This window comes from Hymenobacter sp. 102 (assembly GCF_049949205.1).
In the GTDB taxonomy this organism is placed as follows: Bacteria; Bacteroidota; Bacteroidia; order Cytophagales; family Hymenobacteraceae; genus Hymenobacter.
The window spans coordinates 3,301,765-3,316,891 of sequence record NZ_CP188172.1 but is presented as its reverse complement, the minus strand read 5'-3'; the positions used below and the strand labels follow the sequence as shown (position 1 = coordinate 3,316,891).

General features: G+C 61.0%; 11 protein-coding genes. 7 read left to right on the top strand and 4 right to left on the bottom strand.

Going from position 1 to position 15,127, the window contains the following annotated elements; translation table 11 throughout:
• The first annotated feature begins 44 nt into the window (after window positions 1–44).
• From ACN19L_RS14195 to ACN19L_RS14180, 4 genes are all read left to right on the top strand, one after another.
• Entirely contained in the window at window positions 45–638 is a 594-nt protein-coding gene (locus tag ACN19L_RS14195) for a hypothetical protein (RefSeq protein ID WP_426490153.1), read from the top strand.
• Window positions 639–797: 159 nt separating this feature from the next.
• Window positions 798–2,702, top strand: coding sequence for a tetratricopeptide repeat protein (locus tag ACN19L_RS14190; protein ID WP_426490152.1), 1,905 nt, complete (start codon window positions 798–800; stop codon window positions 2,700–2,702).
• A gap of 49 nt (window positions 2,703–2,751) precedes the next feature.
• On the top strand, window positions 2,752–3,531 hold the full coding sequence (locus tag ACN19L_RS14185) for an alpha/beta fold hydrolase (protein ID WP_426490151.1): 780 nt from the start codon (window positions 2,752–2,754) through the stop codon (window positions 3,529–3,531).
• Window positions 3,532–3,570: 39 nt separating this feature from the next.
• Window positions 3,571–4,278, top strand: coding sequence for an SAM-dependent methyltransferase (locus ACN19L_RS14180; protein ID WP_426490150.1), 708 nt, complete (start codon window positions 3,571–3,573; stop codon window positions 4,276–4,278).
• Window positions 4,279–4,373: 95 nt separating this feature from the next.
• Here ACN19L_RS14180 and feoB read toward each other — a convergent pair whose 3' ends face one another.
• Together feoB and ACN19L_RS14170 are read right to left on the bottom strand one after the other, a co-directional pair.
• Window positions 4,374–6,557 carry a ferrous iron transport protein B gene (gene feoB, locus ACN19L_RS14175; protein ID WP_426490149.1) on the bottom strand — a complete coding sequence of 728 codons (2,184 nt, stop codon included), beginning with the start codon at window positions 6,555–6,557 and terminating at the stop codon, window positions 4,374–4,376.
• Window positions 6,558–6,567: 10 nt separating this feature from the next.
• On the bottom strand, window positions 6,568–6,834 hold the full coding sequence (locus tag ACN19L_RS14170; RefSeq protein ID WP_426490148.1) for a FeoA family protein: 267 nt from the start codon (window positions 6,832–6,834) through the stop codon (window positions 6,568–6,570).
• 219 nt (window positions 6,835–7,053) lie between these two features.
• Between ACN19L_RS14170 and ACN19L_RS14165 the strand changes: the two genes are divergently transcribed.
• On the top strand, window positions 7,054–7,950 hold the full coding sequence (locus ACN19L_RS14165; protein WP_426490147.1) for a carboxypeptidase-like regulatory domain-containing protein: 897 nt from the start codon (window positions 7,054–7,056) through the stop codon (window positions 7,948–7,950).
• Window positions 7,951–8,040: 90 nt separating this feature from the next.
• On the opposite strand, the gene ACN19L_RS14160 is transcribed toward ACN19L_RS14165, so the two are convergent.
• Both ACN19L_RS14160 and ACN19L_RS14155 read right to left on the bottom strand, forming a co-directional pair.
• Window positions 8,041–8,691, bottom strand: a complete 651-nt coding sequence (locus ACN19L_RS14160; protein ID WP_426490146.1) for an OmpA family protein — start codon at window positions 8,689–8,691, stop codon at window positions 8,041–8,043.
• A 95-nt stretch (window positions 8,692–8,786) separates the two neighbouring features.
• Entirely contained in the window at window positions 8,787–11,291 is a 2,505-nt protein-coding gene (locus tag ACN19L_RS14155) for a bifunctional UDP-N-acetylmuramoyl-tripeptide:D-alanyl-D-alanine ligase/alanine racemase (RefSeq protein WP_426490145.1), read from the bottom strand.
• Between the two features lie 112 nt (window positions 11,292–11,403).
• Between ACN19L_RS14155 and ACN19L_RS14150 the strand changes: the two genes are divergently transcribed.
• Together ACN19L_RS14150 and ACN19L_RS14145 are read left to right on the top strand one after the other, a co-directional pair.
• Window positions 11,404–12,294, top strand: coding sequence for an EamA family transporter (locus tag ACN19L_RS14150; protein WP_426490144.1), 891 nt, complete (start codon window positions 11,404–11,406; stop codon window positions 12,292–12,294).
• A 208-nt stretch (window positions 12,295–12,502) separates the two neighbouring features.
• The gene (locus ACN19L_RS14145) at window positions 12,503–15,076 is read left to right on the top strand and encodes a YfhO family protein (RefSeq protein ID WP_426490143.1); all 2,574 of its coding nucleotides are present in this window, start codon (window positions 12,503–12,505) and stop codon (window positions 15,074–15,076) included.
• The last annotated feature ends 51 nt before the right edge of the window (window positions 15,077–15,127 follow it).

The following is a 15,127-nucleotide window of genomic DNA, read 5'->3' as shown; positions in this document are numbered from 1 at the left end:
ACACCAGCAGATACACAGCAGCGGCCAGCAACAACAGTAGCCACATGAAGCTTTTCTCGGTGTTGCGGCCGCTGCTGGAAGCGGCGGCCGCAGTAGGCGTGGTCCTGATGGGCTTACGGCTGCTAACGGGACTTTTCGGCCGTAAAAGCCGGGTGTACCGGGTGGGGGCCGCCCGGCATTTCCGGCTGTTGTTCTGGCCCCTTTTGTGCTTGGCAGTGGGCTTGCCGTTCATGGCATCCTTCGTGTATGCAGCCAGCCTTTCCGCTTACGAGCTACTGCTGCTACTGGCTCTGGCGGCCATCATACTGGGCTTCTCGGTACCGGCGTTTTTACTGCACGGGCAATATTATCTGCGTAACCAATCCACTAGAGTCGTTTTCGACCCCAGGCACAATGTGCTGGAAGTGTACGAAAACGACCAGCGAATTCCGTTTGAGAAGCGTGATCTAGCGGAAGCGCGGTTTGTGACCTGCACCTCCGACCGGCTGTTCTGGAGTTCTTACAACTACCTGCAGCTACAACTCCACTCCGGGCAGGTCATCGTGCTTACATCTTTGCTCCTGCCTCTCGAACCCGTGGCTGATTTTCTGCGCAATGCTCCGCTGCAACGGCGGCAGCGTTGGTTTTGCTGGGTGTAAAAAAGCCAACAAGCAGCCAACTCTTTCTTCCTCCCGTACAACTGCTTTACGGCCTTAATACAAATTACCCGGGGCCCGCTATATTTGTTTACTGTCCTGCTTTGCTTGTTTAGGCGGCTATTGTTGCCTATACACCACCGCCTTATTGCCCCGTTTTTCATGCGGCGTTTTGTTTTAGTTGCGCTTCTGCTGGGTTGCCTTGGCCTGAGCATCGAGACTCGTGCGGCTACGGTGCCCGGTCTGTTGCGCCAGTTACGCACCCAGCCCGCCGACACCGGCCGGGTGCGCCTGCTGAGTGCTCTTTGCTACGCACTGCACGATAATGAGCCTACCCGCGCCCTTCCTTACGGCGAGCAAAGCGTGGCACTGGCCCGGAAGCTCAACTACCCTGCGGGCCTGCTGCCGGCTTTGCTGAACCTGGCTAGCTGCTATGCGAACCTAGCCGATGGACCTCATGCCCTGCGGCTGCAGCAGGAGGCCCTGGCCCTGGCCCGACAGCTACGCTCCAATGATGCCTTGGTGCGCAGCTACACCGGCATGGGCGGCATTTACCATGAGCGCAACGATACGGCCGCGGCTCTACGCAATTACCAGCAGGCCCTGCGCTACGTGTATCGGCCGGATGTACGGCCCCGCACTCAGCTGATGCTGTTCGGTAATCTGGGTAACCTATATTTTTATCTGCAGCGGCGGCCCCAAGGACTGCTATACACCCGGCGCGCGTTGCAGCTGGCCCGCCGCACCGGCGACCGGGTAGGCGAGTCGCTGTACCTGGCAGACATGGGTTCTTTTTATATGCAGATGAACCAGCTGGAAACAGCCGAAGGCTTACTGCGCCAGGCCCTAGCTCTCACCGAAACGCAAACCAACAACCGATTCAAGCCGGGCCACCTGGAGCTGCTGGCCACCGTACTGCTGCTACAAAACCAGTTACCCGAGGCGGATAGCCTAACCCGGCAGGCGTTGCAGCTGGCCCGGCGCATCAATTATAAGGAGCGAGTACTGGATGCATATAACCTGCTGGCAGAAATCAACGCAAGCTCCCAGCAGTTTGAGCAGGCCTACTACTGGCAAACCCGCTACCGGGACCTGAACGACTCGCTCAACAGCCGCTCCCGGGTGCAAACCCTCACGGCCCTGCAAACCCGCTACGAAACCGCTGACAAGGAGCACGAGATAAAGCGCCTCACGGAGCGCGAACAGGCTATGCAGCAGCGCAACCGCGCGCAGTGGGTGGCCATTGCGGCGCTGCTGCTGGGCCTGGGAGGCATGGCTTACCTCTACACCAAGCTGCGCCGCAGCCAGACAGCCCTGGCTGCCAACCACCGCGCGCTGGAAGAAGCTACGCAGGAACTGCGCCAGCTGGCTGCCTCAAAAGACCGGTTGTACGCCATTATTGCCCACGATTTACGGGGCCCGGTTACGGCCTTCGCCGGCGTTACGGAACTGATTGATTTTTACCTGCGCCAGGGCGATGAGGACGGTCTGCGTCGGCTGCCGACGCTGGTTCGGCAGTCGGCCCAGCAACTGAATCACTTGCTGGACAACCTACTCAACTGGGCCGTAAACCAAACCGGTGAGCTGGCTTTCCGGCCCGAGCGGCTGGTAGTTCGGGAGCTGTTCGAGGAAACCGTACACTTGTACGTGAATGCCGCCGAAGCCAAGCAAATCAGCCTGCTGGTGGACTGCCCCACCCAGCTCACCGTGTGGGCCGACGCGCACATGACCCAAACGATGCTGCGCAATCTGGTGGGCAACGCCCTGAAGTTTACGCCTGCGGGCGGCAGCATTCGGCTAATGGCTACTGCCCCGGAGGCAGCCACGGTGCAACTGTGCGTGCAGGACAGCGGCGCGGGCATGACGCCGGAACAGCTAGCTCCTCTGCTGAGCCGAGAGTTACCTACCCCGGCCCCCCGGGGCCCCCGCTCGGGCACCGGGCTGGGCCTGCTGCTGTGCCGGGCGTTTGCCATTCGGCAGGGCGGCGCGCTGTTGCTCAGCAGCACACCCGGCCAGGGCACCAATGCCTGCGTGCAGCTACCAGCCGCCTCCCTGGTGCAGGCCTGAAGGAAACCTTCGCGCTATTCCGGCCCCGAAGCCCCATCTTTGCAGGGTGATGCTGCAACTACACTTCCGCGAAATGGGGCAAGGTACCCCGCTGGTTATTCTGCACGGGCTGTTTGGCACCCTCGACAACTGGCAGACGCTGGCCCGGCGCTGGGCCGACGCCGGCCACCGGGTGATTGTGGTGGACCTGCGCAACCACGGCCGCTCCCCCCATGCTCCCGAGCATACCTACGCCCTGATGGCCGAGGATGTGCACGGCCTGTTCGACCAGTTGCAGCTAGGGCCCGATACAACCCTGATGGGCCACAGCATGGGCGGCAAAGTAGCCATGCGCTTTGCTTTGGACCACCCCGAGCGCCTGCGGCAGCTGATTGTGGTGGACATTGCCCCGCGCTTCTCCGACATGCGCCACCAGGACGATATTGTGGCCGGTCTGAATGCTGTGCCGCTGGCCACGCTGCAAAGCCGGCAGCAAGCCGATGAAGCCTTGGCCCAGCACATCAAGTGGCCCGATGTGCGGCAGTTTCTGCTCAAAAACCTCTACCGCCGCGAAGACAATTCTTTCGCCTGGCGCCCCAACCTGGCTGCCCTCACCGCCGAAATGGACGACATCGGGGCCGAAATTACGGCCGCCCAACCCTTTCTGAAGCCCACACTGTTCATCCGGGGCGGCAAGTCTGATTACATCAGCCCCGAGGATAAGCTGTACGCCATTCCGGCCCTGTTTCCCAACGCTCAGGTGGAAACCGTAGTTGATGCCGGCCATTGGGTACACGCCGAGAAGCCCGAGGACGTATTTCAGCTCGTTACGGCGTTTCTGGGACAGTAACGGCTTCTGCGTTTTTTTCACACACAAGATTATTTTCCTGTGCCCGGTACCCTCTACCTCATCCCCACCATTCTGGCCGACGATACGGCCGCCCAGGTGCTGCCGCCCCAGGTATCCCAGCGGATTCAGGCGTTGCCGTATTTTCTGGTGGAAAATGCCCGCACGGCCCGCCGCTTCATCAAAAGCATGGCCCCGCAGCAGGTAATTGAGGACCTGCACATCAGCGTGATTGATAAGGACAGCACCGAGGCTCAGATTCAGGCCGCGCTACAGCCCGTGGTGGCTGGTCAGGATGCGGGCGTAATTTCGGAGGCCGGCTGCCCCGGCATTGCCGACCCCGGCGCCGAGCTGGCCCGCCGTGCCCATCAGCTGGGCCTGCGGGTGGTGCCGCTGGTAGGCCCCTCTTCCCTTCTGCTGGCTCTTATGGCTTCGGGCATGAACGGGCAGAGCTTCGCGTTTCACGGGTATTTGCCCATTGAGCGGGCCAAACGCACGGCGGCCATCAAAAAGCTGGAGCAGCAGGCCCTGCAGCAACGCCAGACTCAGCTCTTCATTGAAACACCTTACCGCAACCTGCCGCTCCTGGAGGATTTGCTTAGCACCCTGCACCCTGGCACCCGCCTCTGCGTAGCGGCCAGCCTCACCGCCGAAAACGAGTACATCCGCACCGATACCGTGACCAGCTGGAAAAAGCACCCGCTGCCCGATATCCACAAGCAGCCCGCCGTGTTCCTGATTGGGCAGTAGCGCGCAGTTCTGCTTCGCGCACGAGCGGAGCGAGTATCAGGCGTGCGATACGTACGCGGAGCAATTCGCCTGCGGCTCGTGCGTGAGGGGGAATGCTACTTCAGCAGCTGGTACACCAGCAGCGACGATACGTAGGCCAAGCCCGTCATGTAGAATAACTGTAACAAGGGCCAGGTCCAGCCCTTGGTTTCCCGGTACGTTGCTGCCAGGGTGCTCATGCATTGCATGGCAAACACGTAGAACACCAGCAGCGAAAAGGCCCGGGCCGGCGTAAAAAACGGCTGCCCGTTCACGTCCTTTTCAGCTGCCAGCTTCTGCTGTACCGTCTGCTGGTCGGCGTCCTGGCCCACGCTGTAAATGGTGCTCATGGTACCCACAAACACCTCCCGGGCTGCAAACGAGGTGAGCAGGGAAATACCAATTTTCCAGTCGAAGCCCAATGGTCGAATGGCCGGCTCAATGAGGTGACCGAAATGGCCCGCATAGGATGCCTCCAGCTTTTCCGAAGCCACACGGGAATCAATTTCAGCAGCACTTAGTCCGGAGGCCCGTCCTTGAGCAGACGCGCGATATTCCGCCTGGTTCATAGCCGAGCCCGGCCCATAGGAAGCCAATACCCACAGCAGAATGGATATAGCCAAAATCACCTTGCCCGCCTGAAAAACAAAGGCTTTCACCTTCTCCACGATGGTGATACCCACGTTTTTCCAGCGCGGCCAGCGGTACACCGGAAACTCCATGATGAAGTAGCTCCGCTCCTGAGTTTTGAGCAGCAGCTTCATGGCCCAGGCCGAGAGAATAGCCGCGAAGAATCCTAGCAGGTACAGCCCCATCAGCGCAATACCGCGCAGGTTAAAAATACCTAGCACCCGCTCATCGGGCACCACCAGGCCAATGAGCACGGTGTACACCGGAATCCGGGCCGAGCATGACATCAGGGGCGTCACGAAAATGGTGATGAGCCGGTCTTTGCGGTTTTCGATGGTGCGGGCACTCATGATGGCCGGCACGGCGCAGGCCACCCCCGAAATCAGGGGTACAACGCTTTTGCCGTTCAACCCGAACCGCCGCATGATGCGGTCCATCATGAACGTGACGCGGGCCATGTAGCCGGTTTCTTCCAGCACCGCAATGAAGGCAAAGAGCAAGGCAATCTGGGGAATGAAGATGAGCACTCCGCCCAGCCCCGCCAGTACGCCTTCGGTGAGCAGATTAATCAACGGCCCATCAAAGTTGGTCTGGATGAGCCCGTTGATCCAGGCCACGCCCTGGTCGATGAGGTCCATGGGGTAGCTGGCCCAGGCAAATACCGCCTGAAACATCAGAAACAGCACCCCGAAGAAAATCAGATAGCCCCACACCTTATGCGTCAGTACCCTGTCCAGGCGGTTGCTGTAAGGCTCATTCTGCTCCGTGCGCGTCACCGACACGCAATTCAGCAGAATCTCGTTGATGCGCTGGTAGCGGCTGATGGTTTCCTGGGCTTGTTGCTCGGTGGGCTTGAAGCCGTATTGCTCCGTCAGTTCCTGCACGTAGGCCCGGTCATCGGCCGACAGAAAGCCAATGTGCCGGTACTGGTGGGCGTAGTGCAGCGCCAGGTAATCATTGTGCAGGTTGAAGTAATAGCGGATCTGCCGGATCATGGGCAGCAGGTCCTCGGCGGGCTGATAAAACTGCCCCGTGGGGGCATCCAGCGTCTGCGCCATTACAATTTTCAGGGCCGCAATGCCTACGCCCTTTCGGGCATTCATCGGGATAATGGGCACGCCCAACTCCTGCTGCAGTGCCGGAATATCAATTGTTACCCCGTGCTGTTCGGCTACGTCCATCATGTTCAGGGCCAGCACCGTGGGCAGGCCCATATCAGCCAGCTGCGTGAACAGCAGCAGATTACGCCGCAGGTTGCTGGCATCCACGGTTACCACCACGAAATCGGGGTACTGAGAGCTGGTCTGGTCGTAGAACAGGTCGGTAATTACCTTCTCATCAAGGCTCTTGGGATAGAGCGAGTAGGTTCCCGGCAAATCAATGATTTCGGCCCGGTGCTGCGACGTCAGCTGGCTGATACCGGTTTTGCGGTCAACCGTGACCCCGGGAAAATTACCAACCTTCTGGTTGAGGCCCGTGAGCTGGTTGAACAGCGAGGATTTGCCGGAGTTAGGGTTGCCTACCAGCGCAATGCGGGTCAGCGCCCCAGGGTGGCGCTGGGCGGCTGTTTCCAGCTGCTGGGCCGAAACACCGGCCCCGGCCCGTCCGGAAAGTAATTGCCCACCTGCCATGTATGCGTACTTATTTCAAAAGAATGGTGGCCGCTTCGCTCACCCGCAGCGACAACGTGTAGTCGGCCATATCGCCCACCACCAGCGTGATGGGGCAGCCCAGCGGGGCCCGGCTGTTCAGGCGCACCTGCGTGCCCGGAATGCAGCCCATTTCCAGCAGCTTCAGCGCCATTTCGGGGTCTTTGAGGCAGCAAATCGTACCGCTCTCCCCCATTTGGAGGTCATTTACGCTGCGGGGCGCTGAAGAAACGGGGGCAAGCGGTGGGCGGTTGGACACGGGCAGAGGGCTATTTAGACTTACTTCAAACAAAGGTACCACCCAATTATGTTTCAGCCAAAATTCGCAGGGCGCTACTCAGCCCGAGAGAAAAGCAGGTAAGCGGCTGATTTGTAATTATTCCGCAGAGGAATTGTATTGGTATAAATATTCAGGGAAGTATTGCGTTATGTGCCACTTTTCATTGTAATTTTGGGATATACACTAGCTTGCTCGCATATGCTTCAACGCGTACTTTCTCTTTTTGCGCTGGCTTTACTGCCAGTTCTTGGCTTTGCTCAGGACGCTAAAATGACGGGCCGAATCGTCGATGAAAAGACGAAGGAACCCATTCCATTTGCCTCTATCGGCTTGAAGGAAGAGCAAACGGGCGCTCTGACCAATGAGTATGGCTTCTTTCAGATGGCTATGCCCCAGAAAAACCAGCAGGATTCTCTGGTGGTCATGGCATTGGGCTATTACCGCAAGGCCGTACTCATCAAACCTGGCATTAAAGTGCAGGATATGATTGTTGAGGTGCCTAAGCGCGCTATTGAGCTGGCTAACGTAACAGTGAAGGGCGGCAAGGTGAAAAACCTGGCGCTGGGCTCCAACTCCAATACGCCCGGCGAAGGCATGATTCAGGGTATGCCCGGCAGCCAGTACGCTTTCTTTGTGAAAAACGAGAAGGGCAAGAAGCTGGGCAACGTGCGCTCGGTATCATTTTATATCGGGGAAAATGGTTTTCCCCGGGAGCCGTTCCGGGTGCGCCTGTACAAGGCTGATGGCAACTATAACTCGCCCAACACCGATCTGCTGACGGAAAACATCGTGGTTTCGGCTCCGAAGGGTGGCGAGTGGTACACTGTTGATCTTACCCAATACAACATTGAAGCCCCCGTAGAGGGCTTCTTCGTAGCCATGGAGTGGATTGTCAGTGGCGACAATTTCTACACCACCAACTTCATGGATAACTACACGCCTTACGGTCAGATTCTGCGTCCGACGTTTGAGTTCAAGGAGGCGCGCACTTGGAACTACACTATTGGCCGCGGCTGGAGCCTGATTACGCTGGCTAACAACGGCATGCGCTACAACGCCATGATCCGGGCCGAGGTAGACCAGATCAAGGATTAACGCACGATTTCGTACCACCGCAAACAAAGAGCCCGCTTGTAGTTGCAAGCGGGCTCTTTGTTTGCGGTGGTACGAAATCGTGCGTTAATCTTACTTGCGCACAGCAATTTCTACGCGGCGGTTTTGCTGGCGGCCGGCAGGAGTGGCATTGGTAGCGACGGGAGCGGCTTCGCCCATTGGCTCCAGGGTTACCTGCGTTTCGGTCATCATGCCGTTGCTGACCAGCCATTTTTTCACGGCAGCAGCGCGTTGGGCGCTCAGCTCTTTATTGTAGCTCTTATCGCCGCGCGAGTCGGCGAAGCCCATCACGCGTACATCCTTGCCTTTGAAGCGGCGGGCAATTGAAGCGCTGATTTCGGAGAGGGCGCGGGTGGCGGAGGGCTTGATTTCGGCCTTATCGGTGTCAAACAGCACTTTTTCTTCCAGGCCATACACGTTATAGGTGTCATCACCGCGCACCGACACTTCGGGCAGGTCAATTTCTTCCAGCTTCACGTCGGCGAGGCTGGCGGTAGTCATGTCCCAGGAATTGGCCACGGCGTTGCCGGCCTTCTCGGCAGCAGCACCAGCACTGGCGGCGGCGTTTTCGGCGGCACTGCCCACGGTTTCTCCAGTGCGGGCTACCACGGCCGTATCGGCAGTAGCCTCCGAGAGCTGGTCTTTTTCTTCGGGCTTCTTGAGGTCGGAGCAGGAAGCCAGCAACAACGTGGCCGCCAGGGCCGAAAGAAGGGTTTTGTGCATGGGAGAGCGTGTTTTGGTTAGGGAGATTATTTGAAGGCTCTAACCTACGCAAATCCGGGCGGCTTAAGCCAAGCCGAGGGGAAGAGGACCTGTTGCTAATCCTCGGCCACGAACACGCGCTTCACCCGCTCGCTCACGCTGGTCAACAGCTCGTACGGAATTGTGCCGATGCGCCGGGCCAGTTCGGTGAGGGGCAGGCCCGGGCCGAATACCACGGCTACGTCGCCGGCCTGGGCCGCGGGAATATCAGTGACATCCACCATGCACATATCCATGCACACGTTGCCTACCAGGGGGGCGCGCTGCCCCCGAATGAGCACCTCCCCCACCCCGCGGCCGAAACGCCGGTCGTAGCCGTCAGCATAACCGATGGCCAGGGTAGCAATGCGCCGCTCGTGGGTGGTGGCGTGGCCGTGGCGGCCGTAGCCCACGGTGTGGCCGGCGGGCAGGGTTTTTACCTGGGAAATGGTAGTGCGCAGGGTGCTCACCGGCTGCAGGGCGTCCTGCTCGCGGCCGGTGGCCTCTACCCCGTACAATCCAATGCCCAGGCGCACCATGTCATGATGGGCTTCGGGGAAGCGCACAATGCCAGCCGAGTTGAGGGCGTGCTTGAGAATGGAATACCCCAGGGCCGCTTCTACCTGCGGAGCCATCCGCCCGAAGGCGGCCAGCTGCGCCCGGGAAAAATCGGTGTGCTGCTCCTCGTCGGCTCCGGCCAGGTGGGTGAGGGCGCTGGCTACGCGCAGGTGGGCGGCGTTGGCGCGGAGCATCTGGCACAAAGCGGGCAGGTCTTCTTCGGCAAACCCCAGGCGGCGCATGCCGGTATCCAGCTTCAGGTGAATGGCCGGCATGGGGGCTTCGCGGGCCGCCTGCAGGTACGTTTCCAGCAGCTCAAACGAGTAGATTTCGGGCTCCAGGTGGTACTGCCGCAGCTTCTGAAACGACTCGGGAGCCGGGTTCATCACCATCAGCGGCAGGCTGATGCCGTGCTGGCGCAGGTCCACGCCTTCGTCGGCGTAGGCCACGGCCAGGTAATCGGCGCGGTGGAACTGCAGCAGATTGGCTACTTCCGACGAGCCGCTGCCGTAGGCAAAGGCCTTCACCATCACCATGAGCTTCACGCCGGGCTGCAGGCGTCGGCGGTAGAAGTTGAGGTTGTGCACCAGCGCATCCAGGTTTACCTCCAGCACCGTGCCGTGCAGCTTCTGCTGAAAGGCCGCCACCACCCGCTCCAAGCCATAGCGGCGGGCACCCTTCACCAGCAGCACTTCTTGGCGGAACTGCTCGGGCTGAAAATTGGTGAGGAAGGCAGTAGTATCGGGGTAAAACTCGGCCCGCAGCCCCGCAAACGCCGCCGCGTGCTGGCTGATATCGGGTCCGATGCCGATGAGGCGCTCCACGCCGTGCGGGGGCAGCAGGGCCGCCACCCGGGCGTACAGCTCGGCCCCCCCCAGCCCCGATTCCAGCACATCGGACAGGATAAGCGTGCGGCGGCCCCGGCGCGACTGGCGGGTGAGGGCATCCAGGGCTAGGCGCAGGCCGGCTAGGTCGTTATTGTAGGTATCGTCGAGGATGTAGCAGTCGTTGAGGGCCTGCTTCATTTCCAGGCGCATGGCCACGGGCTGCAGCCTATCCAGGCGGCGCTGAATTTCGGGGGCGGCCACCTGCCGCCACAGCAGCACCAGCAGGCAGTGCAGGGCATTTTCTACGGAGGGCTCATCGGCGAAGGGCAGCGTGAAGGTGTACTCCTGCGGGCGGGGCCGGGCCCGCTCCACGCGCACCACGGTGCGGTCGGCGGCGGCCTCCTGCACCGTTACCAGCGCATCGGCCTCCTGGCCGTCGAAGCGGGGGCGGTGGCGCGTCCAGGCTACCAGCGTAGTGCGGGCGGGGTTGAGCTGCCGACGGGCCGCGGCGTGCACCAGTTCGTGGTCGGCGCAGTAGAACAGGGTATCCACCTGCGCAAACAGCTGCATCTTTTCAGCCACCTTTTCGGCGTGGGAGGTAAAGCCGGCATCGTGGGCAGTACCCAGGTTGGTGAAGATGCCCAGCGTGGGTTGGATGATGCGGGCCAGCGCCGGCATCTCGCCCGGCTCCGAAATACCGGCTTCAAAAATACCCAGCGAGTGCTGGCTGGTGAGCTCCCACACGCTCAGGGGCACGCCCACCTGCGAGTTGTAGGAGCGCGGACTTTTGCAGATCAGTTCATCGGGGGCCAGCAGCTGGGCCAGCCATTCCTTCACAATGGTTTTGCCGTTGGACCCGGTGATGCCGAATACGGGCAACGTGAACCGCTGCCGGTGCCAGGCCGCCAGCTGCTGCAAAGCCGCCAGCGTATCGGGCACCAGCACGAAGCCGGCCTCGGGGTACTCGGTGAGCTGCACCGGCTGCTGCACCACAAACTGACGCACACCGGCCCGGTACAGCTCCGGCAGGTAGCGGTGGCCGTCGTGCTGGGGGCCGCGCAAAGCAAAAAACAGGCTGTCGGCGGGCGTATCTACCCGGCGGCTGTCCAGCAGCAGGTGCTGCACCGTGGCCGAAGCGGCGGGCAGTTGCAGCAGGGTACCGGAAAGCAGCGGGGGCAGGTCGGAGAAGGCAAGCATAGCGCGGGCAAAGGTAGGCAATGGGGTGCGCGTAGCAGAAGCACCGGGCGGCCCGGTTTGTTCCGCCGGAGCCTGGCAGTTGTTACCTTTAGGCCTTCTTTACTACTTCCTGTTGAAACTCTCCCGCTACCACCTGGCCGCCTTTGCGGCGTTCTTTATCTGGGGATTTTTCCCGATTCCGCTACGCTGGCTGGCGGGCTACCCAAGCGGGCAGATTCTGTTTTTCCGGGTGCTGCTCTCGTTGCTGCTGCTACTGCTCATTCATGGGCTGGGGCGGCGGGCGGTGGTGCGCCAAACGTGGCAGCAGTGGCGGGCGGCCCCGGCCCGGGAGCGGCGGCCGGTGCTGGTGAGTACCGTGGTGGGCAGCGTGCTGCTCACGTCCAACTGGCTGCTGTTCATTTATGTGGTGAACCAGGTGAGTGTGCAGGCCGGCTCGTTTGCCTACCTCATCTGCCCTATTCTGACCTCATTGCTGGGGTTTATGGTGCTGCGTGAGCGGCTGCGGCCCATGCAGTGGCTGGCCATTGGGCTTAGTGCCCTGAGTTGCGTGCTGCTGGGCTCCGGCGAAATCCACTCGTTGCTGATGAGCCTGGTGGTGGCCACCACCTACGCGGCCTACCTCATCAGCCAGCGCCGCCTGCAGGGCTACGACCGGCTGGTACTGCTCACGGTGCAGCTCACGCTCACGGCCCTGCTGATTCTGCCGCTGGCCCCGCTGCTGGGGGCCGAGCCGCTGGCCGGTCTGCGGGATGGCCATCTGCTGGCCGTGGTGCTGCTGCTGAGCGTGCTGTTCACGGTGATTCCGCTGTTTCTGAACCTGTACGCGCTGAACCAGCTGCCTTCGGGTACGGTGGGCATCTTCATGTACATCAATCCGCTGCTGAGCTTTCTGCTGGCGTTTCTGTATTTCGGCGAGCAGGCCTCGGGGCTGAAGCTGGGGGCTTATGCGGTGATTTTCCTGTCGATTGTGCTGTACAACTGGAGAAAACCAGCTACACGGTAAACGCATGGCCTTTGTCATCCTGAGCGGAGCGAAGGACTTTATCACGCATGAATAGTACGCTGTTACGCGCTAAGGTCCTTCGCTCCGCTCAGGATGACAGGCCTTGTACTCACTTACTCGTATCACCTCCTACCTTCCCAATCACCTATCCTGCTTACCTTCGGGCTTGGGTCCAACTCTGGCCTTATCCGACTTTTTAGTAAGCCGAATGACTACTCCTCCCCGTCAGGCCGTTGCGCCGTGGTGGCGGCGGGTGCTGCCGCACCTGCTGGCCGTGCTGTTTTTCCTGGTGCTGGCCGCCGTGTACTTCTCCCCCATCCTGTTCGATGGCAAGACGCTGGCCCAGCATGATATTGTGCAGTTCAACGGTGGGGCCCACGAGGCCGCCCAGTTCCGCGACCAGACCGGCGAGGAAGCCCTCTGGACGAACTCCATGTTTTCGGGCATGCCCACCTACCTCATCAGCACCCGCTTCCCCGGCGACCTGAGCCAGTACCTGCACAAGCTGTTTACGCTGGGGCTGCCGGCCGTGGTGGCCAACCTGTTTCTGGCGCTGGTGTGCGGTTACGCGCTGTGCGTTGCACTGGGCCTCTCGCCGCTGGTGAGCGTGGTAGGGGCCGTGGCTTTGGGCTTTACCAGCTACAACCTCATCATTCTGGCGGCCGGCCACAACACCAAGAGCCTGGCTCTGGCCTACGCCCCGCTGGTGCTGGCGGGCCTGCTGGTGGCCTTCCGGCGCAACAAGTGGCTGGGTACGGCGCTGTTTGCCCTGGGCCTGGCCATGAACATCCGCTCCAACCACTTGCAGATTACCTATTACCTGCTGCTACTGGTGCTGGTGTTTGGCGTGGTGGAGCTGGTATCGGCCGTGCGCACCAACCGCCTGCCCGATTTCCTCACGCGCACGGCCCTGCTGGCCGTGGCCGCCCTGCTGGCCGTGGGCGTGAGCTTCGGCCGCCTCTACACCACGCTCGAATACAGCAAGTACAGCATCCGGGGTAAATCGGAGCTAAAAACGCCGCCGCCGGTGGCGCCCGGCCAGGCCCCGGCCCCCGATGAGGACGCGGGTGGCTCGGGCCTGGGCAAGGAGTATGCCTTCAGCTACAGCTACGGCGTGGGCGAAACGGCCACCCTGCTGATTCCGAACTTCTACGGCGGGGCTTCGCAGATGAAGCTCTCCGAAAACTCCGAAACCGGCAAGGCGTTGACGGCGGCCGGCGTGCCGCCCGTGCAGCTGGCCGACTACCTGGCCCAGATGCCCACGTATTGGGGCGACCAGCCCATCACCAGCGGCCCCGTGTACGTGGGCGCGGTGGTGTTCTTCTTGTTTGTGCTGGGTTTGATGGTGGCCGACCGCCGCACCCGCATCTGGCTGCTGGCGGGCACGTTGCTGTCCATCGTACTGGCCTGGGGCAAGAACTTTGAAGCTTTCAACTACCTGATGTTCGACTACTTCCCGGGTTACAACAAGTTCCGGGCAGTGAGCATGGCCCTCACCATTGCCCAACTGGCCATGCCGGTGCTGGCGGTGCTGGCCCTGGCCCGCGTACTGCGGGGTGTACCCTCCGCCATTGCCGCCGCCCCCGCCAGCACCCACCCCAGCCTGGCCGCCCTTGCGGGCAAGCCCGTGGATGCGGCTGATACCGCCCTGCTGAAAAAGCACGTGCTGCGGGCGTTGGCCATTACGGCCGGTTTGTGCGCGCTGGCGTTCCTGGCTGGTCTGGTGTCTGATTTTGCTTCGCCCATTGACGCCCAGCTGCAGCAAAGTGGCTTCCCGCTGGAGGCTTTGCGCGCCGACCGCGCCTCCTTGCTGCGCATGGACGTGTTCCGCTCCCTATTCTTTGTGGTGGCTTCGGCCGGGGTGCTGTGGTTTTTCCTGCAGCGTAAGCTCTCGGCCAGCCTGGCCGCGGCCCTGGTGGGCCTGCTCACGCTGGTGGACTTGTGGGGCGTGGATAAGCGCTACCTCAACGATGGCAACTTCCAGCAGCAGACCATTGCCGAGCAGTTTGTGCCTTCCCCCGCCGACCAGCAGATTCTGCAGGACAAAGACCTGAGCTACCGGGTGCTGAACGTGCAGAACCCCTTCAACGAAGCCCAGACCTCATACTTCCACAAGAGCATTGGCGGCTACCACGGCGCCAAGCTGCGCCGCTACCAGGATTTGATTGAGCGCCAGATTTCGACTAACAACACGGCCGTGCTCAATATGCTCAATACCCGCTACGTGATTGTGCCCGGCGAGCAGGGCCAGCCCCAGCAGGTGCAGCGCAACCCCGGCGCCCTGGGCAATGCCTGGTTTGTGGGCCAGGTGCAGAAAGTGCAGAACCCTGATGAGGAAATCAACGCCCTCACGGGCCTGAACACGGCTACCACGGCCGTGGTGGATGCCTCCAAGTTTCCCCTCAGTCAAACCACGTTCCCCACCGAGGGCTCCACCATTACCCTCACCAACTACACCCCCAACGCCCTCACCTACCGCGCTAATGCGGCCCAGGCCGGGCTGGTGGTATTCTCGGAAATCTACTACGCCGATGGCTGGAAGGCTTTCATCGACGGCAAAGAAGTACCCTACCTGCGCGCCAACTACGTGCTGCGCGCTTTGCAGGTACCGGCCGGCAACCACATCATCGAGTTCCGGTTTGAGCCCTCGGAATACGCCATTGGCAACACCGTCTCCCTGGTTTCGTCGGTGCTGCTGATTGCGGCATTGCTGGTGGCCCTGTTCTACGCCCTCAAGCACCGCCCCGAGCCCCACTCCGTAACCGATACGCTGCTGGCGTAAGGGTTCTGTGAGCGTGAAATAGAACGTCATTCCGAGTGAAGCCGAGGAATC

What these genes read in the sequence shown, in the direction of transcription:
- ACN19L_RS14185 (WP_426490151.1), top strand. Translation starts at nt 2,752, where the DNA reads ATGCTGCAACTACACTTCCGCGAAATGGGGCAAGGTACCCCGCTGGTT.
- ACN19L_RS14165 (WP_426490147.1), top strand. Translation starts at nt 7,054, where the DNA reads ATGCTTCAACGCGTACTTTCTCTTTTTGCGCTGGCTTTACTGCCAGTT.
- ACN19L_RS14190 (WP_426490152.1), top strand. Translation starts at nt 798, where the DNA reads ATGCGGCGTTTTGTTTTAGTTGCGCTTCTGCTGGGTTGCCTTGGCCTG.
- ACN19L_RS14160 (WP_426490146.1), bottom strand. Translation starts at nt 8,691, where the DNA reads ATGCACAAAACCCTTCTTTCGGCCCTGGCGGCCACGTTGTTGCTGGCT.
- ACN19L_RS14145 (WP_426490143.1), top strand. Translation starts at nt 12,503, where the DNA reads ATGACTACTCCTCCCCGTCAGGCCGTTGCGCCGTGGTGGCGGCGGGTG.
- feoB (WP_426490149.1), bottom strand. Translation starts at nt 6,557, where the DNA reads ATGGCAGGTGGGCAATTACTTTCCGGACGGGCCGGGGCCGGTGTTTCG.
- ACN19L_RS14195 (WP_426490153.1), top strand. Translation starts at nt 45, where the DNA reads ATGAAGCTTTTCTCGGTGTTGCGGCCGCTGCTGGAAGCGGCGGCCGCA.
- ACN19L_RS14155 (WP_426490145.1), bottom strand. Translation starts at nt 11,291, where the DNA reads ATGCTTGCCTTCTCCGACCTGCCCCCGCTGCTTTCCGGTACCCTGCTG.